Origin of the sequence: Amaricoccus macauensis, assembly GCF_049800915.1 — a bacterium.
GTDB lineage: Bacteria > Pseudomonadota > Alphaproteobacteria > Rhodobacterales > Rhodobacteraceae > Amaricoccus > Amaricoccus macauensis_A.
On record NZ_JBNAFY010000001.1, the window covers coordinates 470,100 to 484,869 of the forward strand.

At 61.7% G+C, this 14,770-nt stretch carries 14 protein-coding genes; 9 read left to right on the forward strand and 5 right to left on the reverse strand.

Going from position 1 to position 14,770, the window contains the following annotated elements; genetic code table 11:
* Positions 1–8: 8 nt before the first annotated feature.
* The 3 genes from pyrC to ACP15W_RS02025 form a co-directional block, all read right to left on the reverse strand.
* Complete coding sequence (gene pyrC, locus ACP15W_RS02015) at positions 9–1,049, reverse strand: dihydroorotase (protein ID WP_424931154.1); 1,041 nt, start codon at positions 1,047–1,049, stop codon at positions 9–11.
* 126 nt (positions 1,050–1,175) lie between these two features.
* Positions 1,176–1,886, reverse strand: a complete 711-nt coding sequence (locus ACP15W_RS02020) for a glutathione S-transferase N-terminal domain-containing protein (RefSeq protein ID WP_424931155.1) — start codon at positions 1,884–1,886, stop codon at positions 1,176–1,178.
* 144 nt (positions 1,887–2,030) lie between these two features.
* Positions 2,031–3,053, reverse strand: a complete 1,023-nt coding sequence (locus ACP15W_RS02025) for an alpha/beta hydrolase (RefSeq protein ID WP_424931156.1) — start codon at positions 3,051–3,053, stop codon at positions 2,031–2,033.
* A 221-nt stretch (positions 3,054–3,274) separates the two neighbouring features.
* Between ACP15W_RS02025 and metZ the strand changes: the two genes are divergently transcribed.
* Together metZ and folE2 are read left to right on the forward strand one after the other, a co-directional pair.
* A complete protein-coding gene (metZ, locus tag ACP15W_RS02030) occupies positions 3,275–4,456 on the forward strand; it encodes an O-succinylhomoserine sulfhydrylase (RefSeq protein ID WP_424931157.1) in 1,182 nt (393 codons plus the stop codon).
* 219 nt (positions 4,457–4,675) lie between these two features.
* The gene (gene folE2, locus ACP15W_RS02035) at positions 4,676–5,794 is read left to right on the forward strand and encodes a GTP cyclohydrolase FolE2 (RefSeq protein WP_424931158.1); all 1,119 of its coding nucleotides are present in this window, start codon (positions 4,676–4,678) and stop codon (positions 5,792–5,794) included.
* Between the two features lie 63 nt (positions 5,795–5,857).
* On the opposite strand, the gene ACP15W_RS02040 is transcribed toward folE2, so the two are convergent.
* Entirely contained in the window at positions 5,858–6,361 is a 504-nt protein-coding gene (locus ACP15W_RS02040; RefSeq protein ID WP_424931159.1) for a hypothetical protein, read from the reverse strand.
* A 442-nt stretch (positions 6,362–6,803) separates the two neighbouring features.
* Between ACP15W_RS02040 and ACP15W_RS02045 the strand changes: the two genes are divergently transcribed.
* The 6 genes from ACP15W_RS02045 to ACP15W_RS02070 all read left to right on the forward strand — a co-directional run bounded on the left by ACP15W_RS02045 (position 6,804) and on the right by ACP15W_RS02070 (position 11,945).
* A complete protein-coding gene (locus tag ACP15W_RS02045) occupies positions 6,804–8,255 on the forward strand; it encodes a TrkH family potassium uptake protein (protein WP_424931160.1) in 1,452 nt (483 codons plus the stop codon).
* A 79-nt stretch (positions 8,256–8,334) separates the two neighbouring features.
* A complete protein-coding gene (locus tag ACP15W_RS02050) occupies positions 8,335–9,462 on the forward strand; it encodes an ABC transporter ATP-binding protein (protein ID WP_424931598.1) in 1,128 nt (375 codons plus the stop codon).
* 134 nt (positions 9,463–9,596) lie between these two features.
* Complete coding sequence (locus ACP15W_RS02055) at positions 9,597–9,815, forward strand: twin-arginine translocase TatA/TatE family subunit (protein WP_424931161.1); 219 nt, start codon at positions 9,597–9,599, stop codon at positions 9,813–9,815.
* A 38-nt stretch (positions 9,816–9,853) separates the two neighbouring features.
* Positions 9,854–10,222 (forward strand): Sec-independent protein translocase protein TatB, encoded by a 369-nt coding sequence (gene tatB / locus ACP15W_RS02060; protein ID WP_424931162.1) that lies wholly within the window; start codon positions 9,854–9,856, stop codon positions 10,220–10,222.
* A gap of 8 nt (positions 10,223–10,230) precedes the next feature.
* Positions 10,231–11,100 carry a twin-arginine translocase subunit TatC gene (gene tatC / locus ACP15W_RS02065; RefSeq protein WP_424931163.1) on the forward strand — a complete coding sequence of 290 codons (870 nt, stop codon included), beginning with the start codon at positions 10,231–10,233 and terminating at the stop codon, positions 11,098–11,100.
* Between the two features lie 47 nt (positions 11,101–11,147).
* On the forward strand, positions 11,148–11,945 hold the full coding sequence (locus ACP15W_RS02070; protein ID WP_424931599.1) for an ATP-binding protein: 798 nt from the start codon (positions 11,148–11,150) through the stop codon (positions 11,943–11,945).
* A 3-nt stretch (positions 11,946–11,948) separates the two neighbouring features.
* Here the strand turns inward: ACP15W_RS02070 and ACP15W_RS02075 are convergent, their stop codons facing one another.
* Positions 11,949–12,521 (reverse strand): methyltransferase family protein, encoded by a 573-nt coding sequence (locus tag ACP15W_RS02075; RefSeq protein ID WP_424931164.1) that lies wholly within the window; start codon positions 12,519–12,521, stop codon positions 11,949–11,951.
* 480 nt (positions 12,522–13,001) lie between these two features.
* On the opposite strand from ACP15W_RS02075, the gene ACP15W_RS02080 reads away from it, so the two are divergent.
* Entirely contained in the window at positions 13,002–14,756 is a 1,755-nt protein-coding gene (locus tag ACP15W_RS02080) for an acetolactate synthase 3 large subunit (RefSeq protein ID WP_424931165.1), read from the forward strand.
* Positions 14,757–14,770 lie beyond the last annotated feature (14 nt).

Sequence of the window (14,770 nt, forward strand, 5' to 3'; positions counted from 1 at the left end):
GTCTCCTGTCAGTTGGCGACCCGCCAGAAGAGTGGCGAACCGGGATCGAATACAACCACCGGTCCCGCGCCGGTTGCAACCGTCTCTGGTAGCGGCTGAGGTGCATCTTCGCGGATCAGGGTTATGGTGTCGCTGTTGGGGGGGAGCCCGTAGTAGGCCGGGCCGTTGAGCGAGGCGAAATCGGCCAGCCGGTCGAGCGCGCCTTCTTCTTCGAAGACTTGAGCGTAGCAGGCGACGGCGAGAGGCGCGGAGAACACGCCCGCGCAACCGCAGGCATTCTCCTTCGCGTGCTGGGCATGGGGCGCACTGTCGGTGCCGAGGAAGAAACGGCGGTCGCCGGAGGTCGCGGCGCGGCGCAGCGCCTCCTGGTGGATGGAGCGCTTGAGGATCGGAAGGCAGTAGTAATGGGGCCGGATGCCGCCCACCAGCATCTGGTTGCGGTTGAGCATGAGGTGCTGGACCGTCAGTGAACCGGCGAGGTTCTCTTCCGCACTTTCGATATATGCCACACCATCCGCGGTGGTGACATGCTCCATGATGATCTTCAGTTCCGGCAGTCTGCGGCGCAGCGGATCGAGCACCCGGTCGATGAAGACCGCCTCACGGTCGAAGATGTCGACCTCCGCGTTGGTGACTTCGCCATGCATGCATAGCGGCATGCCGATTTCGGCCATGCGTTCGAGCACGCCCATGACCTTCTCGATGTCGCGGACCCCGCTTGCGGAGTTGGTCGTCGCGCCAGCCGGGTAGAGCTTGACCGCCGTCGCAATCCCATCTGCATGGGCCGCAGCCACATCCGCGGGATCGGTGGCCTCGGTCAGGTAGAGCGTCATCAGGGGGGTAAAGCCCTGGTCCTCTGGCAGGGCGGCCAGGATGCGGTCGCGATAGGCCGCGGCATCTGCGCCCGTCACCACGGGCGGCACGAGGTTCGGCATGATGATCGCACGGGCGAAATCGCGCGATGCGGGAAGAACGCCCTCCATCATTGCACCATCGCGCAGGTGAAGGTGCCAGTCGTCCGGGCGCGGCAGAGTGATCGTCTTTGTCATGGCAAACCCCTGTCTTCGCCTCGGGCTTAGACAGGGATTCGACCAGTGGCAAGGCCCGGCAGGGCCGCACCGCGCGTGCATGGCAGAATGAGACCGGTCGTGGATCTCCGGTCAGGCCAGGTCAGGTCAGGCCTTGAGGCCCTGGCTGAACAGCAGTTTCTGGGCCTCGCGATCGTCCTGCAGATTGCTGCGCGCATCGGCTCCGACCTCTGCGCCGGTCTTCACTGCAGGCCGTGCCCCGACACGCTCGAGCCAGGCGGCCATGTTCGGAAAATCCTCGATCTTCTGCTGCTGGCCTTCCCAGCCCATGGCCCAGGGCCAGATCGCCATGTCGGCGATTGAGTAATCTCCGGCAACGAAATCGCGATCTGCCAGACGCTTGTCGAGCACGCCGTAAAGCCGTCCGACTTCGTTGCGGTAACGGTTCTTGGCATAGGGCAGGTCATGAGGCGGGTCCATCGAGGGCGCATACTTGAGAAAGTGGTGCGCCTGGCCGGCCATGGGCCCGAGCCCACCCATCTGCCACATCAGCCACTGCTCGATTTCGATCCGATCGCGTTCGCTTGCGCCGTAGAACTTACCGGTCTTTCGGGCGAGATACTGTAGGATCGCACCGGATTCGAAGACCGACACCGGTTCGCCGTCCGGTCCATCCGGGTCGATGATCGCGGGCATCCGGTTGTTCGGCGAGATCTTGAGGAACTCGGGCTTGAACTGGTCACCGGCGCCGATATTCACCAGGTTAAGGGAGTAGGGTAGTTCCATCTCGTGCAGCGCGATGGAAATCTTCTTCCCGTTCGGCGTCGGCCAGTAGTAAAGTTCGATCGGATCGGACATGCGTCACCCTTTTCTGGAACATCTGGTCCAGATTTAGGCGTTTTTGGCTCTTTGCCAAGGGGGCAGCCGAGATGTATCTCGTGAACGTGCAGATCAATATTGAGACACACAGCGTAACGATCCGGCTGTAAGGCGCTTTTTGGGTTACGCCTCGCGCAATCCCTGTGCTGCGTCGATTTCCTGCAGTTCGCTGGATGGCGAGCGCCACGGTCGCAAGTGGCTCCAGCGCGAGTCCTGCAAGCGAAAGCACGGGGCCATGCGCAGGGTCTCGATGTCCCAGCCCGGTCTGCGGCGCAGGATCGCCTCGTAGACGTCCAACGCACCGCCACGGGTATAGAAACTCCAATGGCAGAAGCGCGCTCTTGCCCTGTGAAGCGGGATGCCACGTTCATTGATCCAGGCGGTAACGTCGGGTCGGTCGATCTGAATATCGAGCCAGTTTTCCGCGGTTTGCCCGAGGCCCTGTCCGAGAGCGCGGTCACCCGGAGCTCGCTTCGGCGCGAATGTCTCGAACATCGCGTCGTAAAGATCGTTGAACCGCGCTGTGACGTTGTAAATCTCGGGCCGCTCCGTTGTCCGGATGGCTCCGAGTGCCGACAGGGCAGCGCTCTGGTATTCGGCAGCGCCCAGAAGGATGATCCGTCCCGGAGCGCGCGCCACAAGCGGGAGGGCGGAAAGAGCTACACGCGCACCCAGCGAATGGGCGAGGATCTCGACCCGCCGCTGTGGCGCGACCCGATGGATCATGTCGATCAGGCGAGCGAGGCCGGCTCCGTGGCGCGCGGCATCGGCGTAGACCTGGGAAAAACCCGTGCGACCCCGGCGGAGCAGTGTCTCGACATGGGGCAGGCGGGCGGGCCAGCCAAAACCGATGCAGAGCCCGGTCTCAAATCCATGGCGCGAAAAGCCCAACCCCAGGGGCCAGCTCCGGATCTTGCGGCAGCTCTGCACGTCGCGGAAGGCGTAGATATGGCGCTGCGGATCAGCGGTGCGGCGGCCGGGATCGTAGCGATACCCGTGAACCAGAATGACGATAGGCGCGTTTTCGGGAGTGCGCGAGATCAGCCTTTCGAGATGCGCGGCGGGCGAACCGCCCGTACTGGCCAAACAGGGACCCGACGGTCCGGCAGCAATCCCGACATAGGCCATCGTTTCAGCCCCACTCACGCGAAAAAGATCAACTTTGATGCTAATTATGCGGACAAGTTTAATGATCTGTGGCGAAAGGGTGACGGTCGCATGACAAGACGTTGCAATTCCGCTCGGAGAGGCGCAGCAATTGGCCCTGACATTGACGCAGGTGGCGCGCTTGAGTAAGGGCGCGCGTGGACAAATCCGCAATTCGAACCTTTGCAGCGCGGGGCCGGGGCGATCCGGGATCTTCTGATATGACGAGTGATTGGGCCAATCGGACGAAACTGGTGCATTCCGGCATCCGCCGGAGCCAATATGGCGAGATGTCGGAAGCGATCTTCCTGACTCAGGGCTTCGACTATCCGACCGCGGAGGCGGCCGAAGCGAGATTCATCGAGAGCGGCCCGGACGAGTTCATATATGCCCGCTATGGCAACCCAACAGTGCGGATGTTCGAAGAGCGGATAGCTGCGCTCGAAGGCGCGGAAGATGCCTTCGCCACTGCATCCGGAATGGCGGCAGTCAATGGCGCACTGTTCTCGATGCTTTCTGCCGGTGATCATGTCGTGTCCGCCAAGGCACTCTTCGGGAGCTGTCTCTACATCACCGAGACGCTTCTGCCGCGGTTCGGCGTCGATGTCGATTTTGTGGACGGTACTGATCTAGAGGCCTGGCGTGCTGCGGTGAAGCCCGGCACGAAGCTCGTCTTCCTCGAAGCCATGTCGAACCCGACACTCGAAGTGATTGATATTGCAGGTGTTGCCGAGATTGCCCATTCAGTCGGTGCGATGGTCGTCGTGGACAATGTCTTCGTGACGCCGGTTTTTCAGCGCAGTCTCGAATTGGGCGCCGATGTGCTGGTCTATTCCGCGACCAAGCATATCGACGGGCAGGGACGTTGCCTGGGCGGTGTCGTGCTCGGGAGCCGCGAGTTCATCCGCGGACCGTTCGAGACCTATCTCAAGCACACGGGCGGGGCGCTCAGCCCGTTCAACGCCTGGGTCATGTTGAAGGGGCTGGAGACACTCGATCTGCGGTGCCGCGCGCAGGCGGACACCGCCTCGACCATTGCGCGCGCGCTCAAGGATCATCCCGCTCTAGAACGGATCATCTACCCTGGTTTGGCGGATCACCCACAGGCTGCGCTTGTGGGCCGGCAGATGGAAACCGGCGGCACAATGTTGGCAATTGACCTCAAAGGTGGCAAGGAGGCAGCATTCCGGTTCCTGAACGGGCTCGAGATACTCGCGATCTCGAACAATCTGGGCGATGCCAAGAGCATTGCGACTCACCCGGCAACAACCACCCACCAGCGCCTCTCCGCTGAGGCCCGCGCGGAACTCGGAATCGGGGACGGACTGATCCGGATTTCCGTCGGATTGGAGGATGCCGGCGACCTCGTGAATGACATCCTTGGAGCGCTCTCGTCCCAATAAATGTGGCCGATGAAGAGAAATTCGACACGCTCTCGTGTACCGATAGTCGGAATGCGGGAATTCTACTTTCGTTAAATGCGAAAAATTTGTCGAAATTCTCTCGGAAGTTGTATAAGTTGAATACCGTTCAGCGCGGGTATGGACGGGAGCAATTTTCTTCCTAAGTCTACAGTCTGCATCATAATGTAACCGACGAGCCCAAGTGGCGGAGGCGCATCAATGAATGTTTTGTCGAGCACCAGGTATGATGGCCTTCGTCTGGAGACAGCGGAGGACAGGCCCTCGCTGTCGGAAGCGGAGGCGGCCATGGAAACGTTGCGCGCCTGGGCGTCCGGGGTCGGACCCGCAACGCAAGCCCGTCTGCTCGCAGGGCTGGCGGAGGATTTCCCGGCGGCGGCCTACCCGGTATTCAGCCGGGACTACCCTAAAAACTTCGTGGTCGACGCCGAATATCGCTCGGGTCTTCCCGATCTGCAGAACGGTCCCGCGAGCCTCATTCAGGGGGCCAGGACGGCCATTCAGCATGTGGGGATCTCGAATTTTGTCCTGCCCATCCGGTTCCGCAGCCGCGAGGGAGGCGAGGTCCAGCTCGAGACATCCGTTACCGGCTCGGTCTCTCTTGAGGCCGACAAGAAGGGCATCAACATGAGCCGGATCATCCGGTCCTTCTACAAGCATGCAGAAAAGTCCTTCTCCTTCGAGGTAATCGGTGGCGTGCTCGAGTCCTATCTGAAGGATCTCGAGAGTTATGACGCGCGAATCCAGATGAGGTTCCGCTATCCGATGCTTCGCCGCTCATTGCGCTCCGAGCTCGACGGATACCAGTACTACAATGTGGCGCTGGAAATGGTCAAAACGGCCGAGACCACGCAGCGGATCGTACATCTCGACTACGTCTATTCATCTACCTGTCCCTGTTCGCTGGAGCTATCGGAGCATGCACGGCGTGAGCGCGGGCAATTGGCAACACCGCACTCCCAACGGTCGGTCGCGCGGGTATCCGTCGAACTGGCCGAGGGCGAAATGATCTGGTTCGAGGAAATCGTCGAACTGTGCAACGCGGCGATCCCGACCGAGACGCAGGTCATGGTGAAGCGCGAAGACGAACAGGCGTTCGCCGAACTCAACGGTGCGAACCCTATCTTTGTCGAAGACGCCGTGCGGCTTCTTTGCGAACAACTCGAGAGCGAGCCGCGGATCGCCGACTTCCGGGTGGTCGCAAGCCACCAGGAATCGCTGCACAGTCACGACGCGGTCTCCATCCTCACGAAGGGTGAGACCTTCAAGCAGTCGAGCTACGATCCCCGACTGTTCGACTCGCTCTATCACACCGGCTGAATACCGGCCCCGGCCGTGGCCTGTTGCTCCAAGCCGGGGCAATAGTGCTGCGGCTTTCGCTGGTCATGCGACCATGTCGAAGGAACCGCCCATCGTTTCCGATGGTGTGTTCAGAGTCACAAGAGCGGATGCGTAAGATCCGCCATCTTCGGACGAGGTCTGACCAATGACCATGGCCTCCGGAGCCTGACCTATGCTTTCGACAAGGTTCGCCGACTGCTCGCGAGCTTGCAGCGCAAGCGCCATCTGGCGAGCCCAATCTATATCTTCCCCGCTGTAATCCGAACTGAAATCATAGCGAACGGCAGATTCGTCGATCGGTGTTCCGCCGCCGGAACTGGACCCGCCGGTCGAACTGCCGGTATCCGGGTTGGAACTGGTTCCGCCGGTCGTGACGGTATCGATGATGTCGCCAACACCGCCAGTGCCGGTCGGGGTTTCTCCGGTTTCCGTCGTCTCCGATCCCGGATCGGTTTCGGTATCGGGATTGAGCAGATCGTCGATGATGGTCGTGATCGGTGCGACAATGTTGCCGGCCGGTGGTGAAATTGGTCCTAGTAGTGACATCAGAAACTCCTGTTGCGTTTCAATTACACTCTACCACGTTGCGCCGCACACCGATCAGGGCAGGCTCGCTCCGCGATTAATTGACTACCAAAACATGATTCCCGAGTACACCTACTCTTCATGATATAAGTCATTGAATTCATTTGTGCATAAAGAACTCGTTTTGTGAAAACTTTGCCACAAACGGAGGACGTTTCCGCGCTGTTAGGCACGCGTCTGATTACTTGTCCGGGAGGTGGGATTTTCTCTTTGGCCGCACGAAGAATCACCACTCCGACATCAGGAGTTCAAGTCCGTGACAATCGGATCAGCGCCAGCATCGCCGCTTTCTCCATCAAATTCCCAGGAAACGGCACAGATAAGGTGGTCGGAACGCACCGCTGGATGAGTGCAGCAACCGAGCCCGCTTGACAGAATTGCCGCAGCGCGACAACGATCCGCCATGATCGATCTCAGACCCGCCGGGTATCTCGTAGGCTGGCTCGTCGCGGTTCTTGGCGCGTCGATGATGTTGCCGCTCATCGCTGATCTGGTGATGGGGGATGATCAGAACGCGGGCGAGTTCTCGGCTGCGGCCATTATCACCATAGTTGCCGGGGCCTCGACGGCCTTTGCCTGTGCCAACAGCCGGGGCAAGAGCATCGGCGTACAGGAGAGCTTTCTGCTGGCAACCTTGGTCTGGGCGGTCTTTCCCTTCTTCGGGGCGCTCCCGTTCATCATGGGATCGCCAAACGCGACCTTCACCGATGCTTTCTTCGAGGCGATGTCGGCACTGACAACGACAGGGGCGACCGTGTTCGTCGGCCTCGACGATCTCCCCGCGGGCGTGCTGCTCTGGCGGGGCATGCTGCAATGGTTCGGCGGTCTTGGGATCATCGTCGTTGCAATGGTCTTCCTGCCGACCCTTCGGGTTGGCGGCATGCAGATCTTCCGCTCGGAAGCCTTCGATACCATGGGCAAGATGATGCCGCGGGCCGCGGAGATCGCCTTCTCGCTGACGCTGATCTACTGCCTCATGACGTTCTTCTGCTTCATGGCCTACATCTTCACCGGCATGGAGCCTTTCGACTCCCTTGTGCACTCACTGACCACAATCTCCACCGGGGGCATGGCGACGACGGATGCGTCCTTCAGCGAATACGGCGCCGCCACCCACTATGTTTCGGTGGTCTTCATGATCCTCGCGGCACTGCCTTTCGTGCGCTTCCTGCAGATCGCGAACGGTGCCTCGCGCCCCTTCTTCCGTGACAGCCAGATCCACGGTTTTCTCCTCGTTATCGGGGTCTACACACTCATCCTCTCGATCTATTACGCCGCCGACGCCGAGGGCGGTTTCGAACCTGCCTTCCGCGAGGTCATCTTCAATGTCACCTCGATCGCGACCGGAACCGGCTATTCCAGCGCCGACTACGGCTCCTGGGGGCCGCTGGCACTGACGCTCTTCTTCACGATTGGGCTGATCGGCGGATGTTCCGGCTCTACGGCCTGTTCGGTCAAGATCTTCCGCTACCAGCTGCTCCTGTCGGCAATCGCGGCCGAAGTGCGTCGTGTCCACTCGCCAAACCGCGTCTTCACACCACGTTATGCCGGGCGGCGGGTCTCGGACGACGTGATGAGTTCGGTCATGGCGTTCTTCATGTTCTTCTACCTGACGCTTGCGATCGTTGCTGTCCTGCTCGTGCTCGTGGGGCTCGACCCGGTCACCGCGATTTCCGGCGCGGCTACGGCCATCGCAAATATCGGGCCGGGGTTGGGGCCCGAGATCGGACCGGCGGGGAATTTCGCGGGCCTGCCGGAGATTGCCAAGTGGATCCTTGCGGCGGCCATGCTGCTCGGCCGCCTCGAACTTCTTTCGGTCTTCGTCCTTTTCACCCCGGCCTTCTGGAGAGGGTAGCTCGCTCGCTGTCTTGCCACGCCAGACCGGCGCTGGTATCCCTCCCCAAATTTTTTCGCGCGGAGATGGGGTGGAGTTGATGACTGCCGGGCTGGAGCAGCCTCCGTTGCCCCTGTCCATGAAGGGGATCTGCCACGACTACGGCGAAGGCGCCGTGCTTAGGGATGTCTCGCTTGATCTCCATGAGGGGCAGGTCACCTGTCTGCTCGGACCATCGGGGTGCGGCAAGTCGACGCTGCTCAGGATCGCCGCGGGTGTCGAGCGGCAGTCACGCGGAACCGTCAGCATCTCGGGGCGCGTGGTTTCCGGTCCTGGTATCCACCTGCCACCCGAAAAACGCGATGTCGGCCTGATCTTTCAGGACTTTGCGCTCTTCCCCCACCTGACGATCGAGGAGAACGTGGCCTTCGGTGCGCTCGGTGGCAAATCCGAACGCCGGACACGCGCCGGGCAGCTTCTCGAACGTGTCGGGCTTTCCGGCTACGGCGCACGCTATCCACATCAGCTTTCGGGCGGCGAGCAGCAGCGGGTGGCGCTTGCACGCGCCCTTGCCCCGAAACCGCCGGTTCTCCTGATGGACGAACCCTTCTCCGGCCTAGACAAACGCCTGCGCGATGGCATCCGCGACGAGACACTGGCGATCCTGCGCGAGGAGGGGGCGGCGGTCATGCTCGTGACCCACGAACCGCAGGAAGCCATGAGCATGGCGGACCAGATCGCTCTCATGCGCCGCGGCGAAATCGTGCAGCTCGACGAGCCTTACGCGATCTACAATACGCCGGTGGACAAGGAAGCCGCGCTCTTCTTTTCCGACCTTAACGTGATCCACGGCGTTGTGAAAAATCGTCATACCGACACGCCTTTCGGGCGGTTCCAGGCCCCGGGCCTTGCGGATCAGGCCGATGTGGAGATCGTCATCCGGCCGCAGCATCTGAAGATCGATTTCGACCGCCACGGCAGGGGACCGCATCCCACCCCACAGGACGGCACGCCGGCCCGTGGTCGTGTGGCGCGCGCTCGGTTCACCGGAACGCAGAGCATTGTTGAGTTCAAGATGGAACATGACGGGACGATGCTGAAAGCGGAGGTTCCGGGCGTGTTTCTTCCCAAGCCCGGCATGCCGTTCTGGATCTCGCTGCGGCGCGACCGGTGCCATGTTTTTCCCTGCGCGCGGCAGCGCGTGCTCGAAAACCCTTACCATGCCTGAAAAAAGATTTCTTGCCCCGAAGGCCGGGGCTTGCCCTGGCGGCATCGATTGGGGTTTGAATGACGGCACGAGACGCCATATGACATGGCGGGAGAACCGGGATGACTGGCCTGGTTCGTCAACGGAGACGCGACATGCTTAACAATATCGGACCGGCTGGCCTGATCCTGATTGCCATCGTTGTGCTGGTGCTATTCGGCCGTGGCAAGGTGGCGGGGCTCATGGGCGAAGTGGGCCGCGGCATCACCAGCTTCAAGCGCGGGATCAAGGAAGGCACCGACGAGATCGAAAATGCCTCCAAGACCGAAAGCGATCAGGCGCGTGACGTGACGCCCGAGAAGGACAAGGTATAAGCACCTGTCCTGTGCCTTTGGTGGTCGGAGCCTTGTAAATGCTGGATATTGGTTGGGCGGAACTTCTGGTGATCGGTGTGGTTGCGCTGATCGTCGTGGGGCCCAAGGATCTGCCGGGACTGTTCCGCTCGGTCGGGCAATTCACGGGCCGTGCGCGTGGCATGGCGCGCGAGTTCCAGCGTTCGCTGGAGCAGGCGGCTGACGAGACGGGCGTCAAGGATGCGACCAAGAGCTTCAAGGCCGCCACCCGTTTCGACCTCGACGCCAGTCTGGCCAAGAACCCGGCCGTATCGCCCTCGCCGAAGCCAGAGACGGGCACGGGGCTGAAAGAAGACAAGTCCGCTCCCGAGCCTGCTGCGGCCAAGGCCGACAGTACTGGTGACGACACCGCGGCGGGCGGTTCGTGAGTTCCAGAATGAATGATCGCGAGATTGACGATACCTCCGCGCCACTGATCGAGCATCTTGCCGAGTTGCGGACGCGCCTGATCAATGCGGTGCTGGCCTTCGCCATATGCATGGTGCTCTGCTTCACCGTAGCTGGATCGATCTTCGATTTTCTGGCGCGGCCCTTGTCGAGCGTGTTGCGCGCAAACGGACAGGAACCCGAACTCATTTTCACCGGGCTCCAGCAGGGCTTCATGACGCAGGTGCGGATCTCGCTTTTCGGCGGCTTCGTTCTGGCGTTTCCGGTGATCGGCTATCAGCTCTGGCGTTTCGTGGCCCCCGGTCTTTACCGGCAGGAGAAGAACGCCTTTCTGCCCTTTCTGCTGGCCTCCCCGATCCTTTTCGCGATCGGTGCGGCCTTCGCCTACTATATCATCCTGCCGCTCGCTTTCGATTTCTTCCTGAGCTTCCAGCAGCTTGCGCCCGACGGCGTCGCGCCCGTCCCGGAAGAGGGGCAGGACGAGGTCGGCATCCAGTTTCTCGGGACGATCAACGAGTATCTCGGGATCACGATGAAATTCATCATCGCGTTCGGGCTCTGCTTCCAGCTGCCGGTACTGCTGACGCTGATGGGCAAGGCGGGGCTCGTCTCCGCGCGTGGACTGGGGCAGACGCGCAAGTATGCGGTGGTGGGTATCCTGACGCTGGCTGCACTCGCGACGCCGCCGGACGTCGTGAGCCAGGTGATCCTCTTCGTGGTGGTTTACGGTCTCTACGAGATCTCCATCATTCTGGTCCGGTTCGTCGAGCGCAAGCGCGAGGCGGAACTCAAAGCCGCTGGGCTGTGGGATGAGGAACTGGAGCGCGAGGCCGAGGAAGCGGCTGAGGAAGGCCGGTGACCGTGTCCGATAGCTTGCTTGCGCGCATCGCCGATGCGCTGGACCGGATGTCGCCGCCGCCCGGAGAAGCCCCGGATTTCGCTGCTGCCGATGCCTTCGTTTGGCATGTCGCGCCTGACCGGCTCGAACCGGTCGAGAAGGTGGCAGCGATCGGAATCCGGCTTCTGGTCGGGGTCGACCGGGCGCGCGACACGCTTCTGGCCAACACGATGCAGTTCGCCCGGGGTTTTCCGGCCAATAACGTGCTCCTTTGGGGCGCGCGGGGCATGGGCAAATCAAGCCTCGTGAAGGCCGCCCACGCGGAAGCCGCCCACGCGCATCCCGGTCTGAAACTCATCGAGATACAGCGCGAGGACCTGCCCTCGATCAGCCGCCTTCTCGGTCTGCTACGCGGCGCCGAGGGGCGGTTCATCCTGTTCTGCGACGACCTGTCATTCGAGAAGGATGACAGCCATTACAAGAGCTTGAAAGCTGTTCTTGATGGCGGAATCGAGGGTCGGCCGGAGAATGTGGTGCTTTATGCCACCTCGAACCGGCGTCACCTGATGCCGCGCCAGATGATCGAGAACGAGCGGCAGACCGGTGTGAACCCGGCCGAAGCGGTCGAGGAGAAGGTCTCACTCTCGGATCGGTTCGGGCTTTGGCTCGGGTTTCACCCGTGCAATCAGGACGATTTCCTCTCCATGATCCGGGGCTATTGCGACGCGTTCGGAATCGAGATTTCCGATGCAGATCTGCGGGCAGAAGCCATCGAGTGGAGCCAGACGCGGGGCGGGCGTTCGGGGCGGGTGGCTTGGCAGTTCATCACCGATCTTGCGGGCCGGCGCGGGGTACGCCTCGGATAACGCTCAGCCGGTCTGCGCGCCAAAACTGACGTTTCGCCAAAGACTTACCCGTTTTCGATAAACCGCATAGGCCTCCGGATGCCGCGCCAGCATTACGCGTTCCTCGGTCTCGGACAGGTGCCAGAGCACGAGGCATGTAGCAAGGCTCATGACAAGCGTGAGCGGCTCGGCGGCCAGAATGCCCCAACCGACGAAGCCCAGACCCTGACCCCAGTATTGCGGATGGCGCATGAAACTGTAGCTGCGCCGGTCGTAGATCCCGCGATCCCACCCCGATGTTGCCTTCAGTCCGAGCTCCGCGACGGACACGCCATGCAGCACGAGGCTGGCAATCGTCAGCGTTCCGCCGATGCCCCACGTTAGGAAGCGGGGCAGGCCGGCGGGGTTCCAGTTCTCGGTGCCGAGCCCAATAAGTCCGATATAAATCAACACCGTAACGCCCCAGGCCCAGATCGCGGTGACGAGATTGCCGCGCACCGGGGGCCAGGCCGCGTGCCGTGGAGTGCGGCGGGCGCGGGTGGATATCGCCAGCCAGATCAGCAGCGGGGCAACTACGAGCGCAAGGTTCAGGATCACTGGGGGCATTCCAATCGCGATGGCCTCTGGTGGCGTCTGCCGAGACATAGCGTGGGTCGGTGCCTGCGTCTCGTGGAGGGGCGATCACATCGCGATGAGCAATATGGTTTCGGTATGGAAACCGTATGGAAACGATATGGCTGAAAGTATGGTTCTCGACATTGCCGATCTTCGGCGCGTCCGTCACCAATGCGGCGCATAGGTCGCAGGAATGAAAGAAAAATACGCGTGAGGCGGCATATGCGCAACAAACGGTGAAGTCTTTGGTTGACCGGGGCTTACTGCGCCCCTAAGACAGGCCTTCCAGGGAGAATCAAGTGAACCATTCGGTACTCGAAGTAAGACAGCGCGGGCGAAGGACGGGACGGTAAGGCCCAGTCCGGTACCCCGCGCATGGGCCCCTCTCGAGGGGCCTTTTGCTTTTTGGAAGCGGCGCATCCCGGAGGATCGGGAGTGTGCGCGAGATACGGAGAAGATGACATGACCCGTCGCATGACCGGTGCACAGATGGTTGTTCAGGCTCTGAGGGATCAGGGTGTGGACACTGTATTCGGCTATCCCGGCGGCGCGGTACTACCCATTTACGACGAGCTGTTCCAGCAGAACGACATCCGCCACATTCTCGTTCGCCACGAACAGGGCGCGACCCATGCCGCCGAAGGCTATGCGCGCGCGACCGGCAAGCCCGGCGTCGTCCTGGTCACCTCGGGTCCGGGCGCGACCAATGCGGTCACCGGCATCACGGATGCGCTGATGGATTCGATCCCGATCGTTGTCCTCTCGGGCCAGGTTCCGACCTTCATGATCGGCAATGATGCCTTCCAGGAGGCCGATACGGTCGGGATCACGCGGCCCTGCACCAAGCACAACTGGCTGGTGAAGGAGACGGACGATCTGAGCAAGACCATCCACCGGGCGTTCCATGTAGCGACCCATGGTCGGCCCGGCCCGGTTCTGGTCGACATCCCCAAGGACGTCCAGTTCGCCTCCGGCACCTACAGCGCGCCGGCAGACGTGTCCTTTGCGCAGTATCAGCCCAAGACGAAGGCTGACCCCGAGGCGATCCTCGCGGCGGTCGAGGCGCTGGAAGTGGCGGAACGGCCGGTGATCTATTCGGGCGGCGGGGTCATCAATGCCGGTCCGGAGGCGAGCGCGCTTCTGCGCAAGCTGACGGGCGAGACCGGTTTCCCCATCACCTCGACGCTCATGGGGCTCGGCGCCTATCCCGCTTCGGGCGAGAACTGGCTCGGAATGTTGGGGATGCACGGCACCTACGAAGCCAACTGGGCGATGCACGATTGCGATTACATGCTCTGCATCGGTGCACGGTTCGACGACCGGATCACCGGGCGGACGGATGCCTTTTCGCCCGGCTCGTTCAAGGTTCACATCGATATCGACCCGTCCTCGATCAACAAGAACATCCACGTAAACGTTCCGATTGTCGGCGATGTCGCCTCGGTGCTCGAGGACATGCTGGCACTCTGGAAGAAGCGGGGTTCGAAGACGGCCTCCGAGGCGGTTTCGCGCTGGTGGAAGCAGATCGAGATCTGGCGCGGGCGCAACTGTCTTGCCTATCGGAACTCCGAGACGGTCATCAAACCGCAATACGCGCTGCAGCGGCTCGAGGCGCTGACCAAGGGGCATGACCGCTATATCTGCACCGAGGTCGGCCAGCACCAGATGTGGGCGGCGCAGTATCTCGGCTTCGAGGACCCGAACCGCTGGATGACGTCGGGCGGGCTCGGAACCATGGGCTACGGCATGCCGGCCTCTCTCGGGGTCCAGATCGCGCATCCCGATGCGCTGGTCATCAATGTCGCGGGCGAGGCTTCGTGGATGATGAACATGCAGGAGATGGCGACGGCGGTGCAGTTCCGCCTGCCGGTCAAGCAGTTCATCCTCAACAACGAGCGGCTCGGCATGGTGCGCCAGTGGCAGCAACTGCTTCATGGCGAGCGCTATTCCTCGTCCTGGTCCGAGGCGCTGCCCGATTTCGTCAAGCTCGCGGAGGCGTTCGGGGCAAAGGGGATCATCTGCAAGGATCCGGACGCCCTCGATGACGCCATCATGGAAATGATCGAGCATGACGGCCCGGTGATCTTTGATTGCTGTGTCGAGAAGCACGAGAACTGCTTCCCGATGATCCCGAGCGGCCGGGCGCATAACGACATGCTTCTGAACGAGGACGTCGCCACGGACGCCATCGGCGCCGAAGGTGCGGTTCTGGTCTGAGGCGGGGGAGAGAG

Bases quoted from the DNA above. Each gene is read 5' to 3' on its own strand.
- pyrC (WP_424931154.1), bottom strand. From the start codon at position 1,049: ATGACAAAGACGATCACTCTGCCGCGCCCGGACGACTGGCACCTTCAC.
- ACP15W_RS02020 (WP_424931155.1), bottom strand. From the start codon at position 1,886: ATGTCCGATCCGATCGAACTTTACTACTGGCCGACGCCGAACGGGAAG.
- metZ (WP_424931157.1), top strand. From the start codon at position 3,275: ATGACGAGTGATTGGGCCAATCGGACGAAACTGGTGCATTCCGGCATC.
- folE2 (WP_424931158.1), top strand. From the start codon at position 4,676: ATGAATGTTTTGTCGAGCACCAGGTATGATGGCCTTCGTCTGGAGACA.
- ACP15W_RS02040 (WP_424931159.1), bottom strand. From the start codon at position 6,361: ATGTCACTACTAGGACCAATTTCACCACCGGCCGGCAACATTGTCGCA.
- ACP15W_RS02045 (WP_424931160.1), top strand. From the start codon at position 6,804: ATGATCGATCTCAGACCCGCCGGGTATCTCGTAGGCTGGCTCGTCGCG.
- ACP15W_RS02050 (WP_424931598.1), top strand. From the start codon at position 8,335: ATGACTGCCGGGCTGGAGCAGCCTCCGTTGCCCCTGTCCATGAAGGGG.
- ACP15W_RS02055 (WP_424931161.1), top strand. From the start codon at position 9,597: ATGCTTAACAATATCGGACCGGCTGGCCTGATCCTGATTGCCATCGTT.
- tatB (WP_424931162.1), top strand. From the start codon at position 9,854: ATGCTGGATATTGGTTGGGCGGAACTTCTGGTGATCGGTGTGGTTGCG.
- tatC (WP_424931163.1), top strand. From the start codon at position 10,231: ATGAATGATCGCGAGATTGACGATACCTCCGCGCCACTGATCGAGCAT.
- ACP15W_RS02070 (WP_424931599.1), top strand. From the start codon at position 11,148: ATGTCGCCGCCGCCCGGAGAAGCCCCGGATTTCGCTGCTGCCGATGCC.
- ACP15W_RS02080 (WP_424931165.1), top strand. From the start codon at position 13,002: ATGACCCGTCGCATGACCGGTGCACAGATGGTTGTTCAGGCTCTGAGG.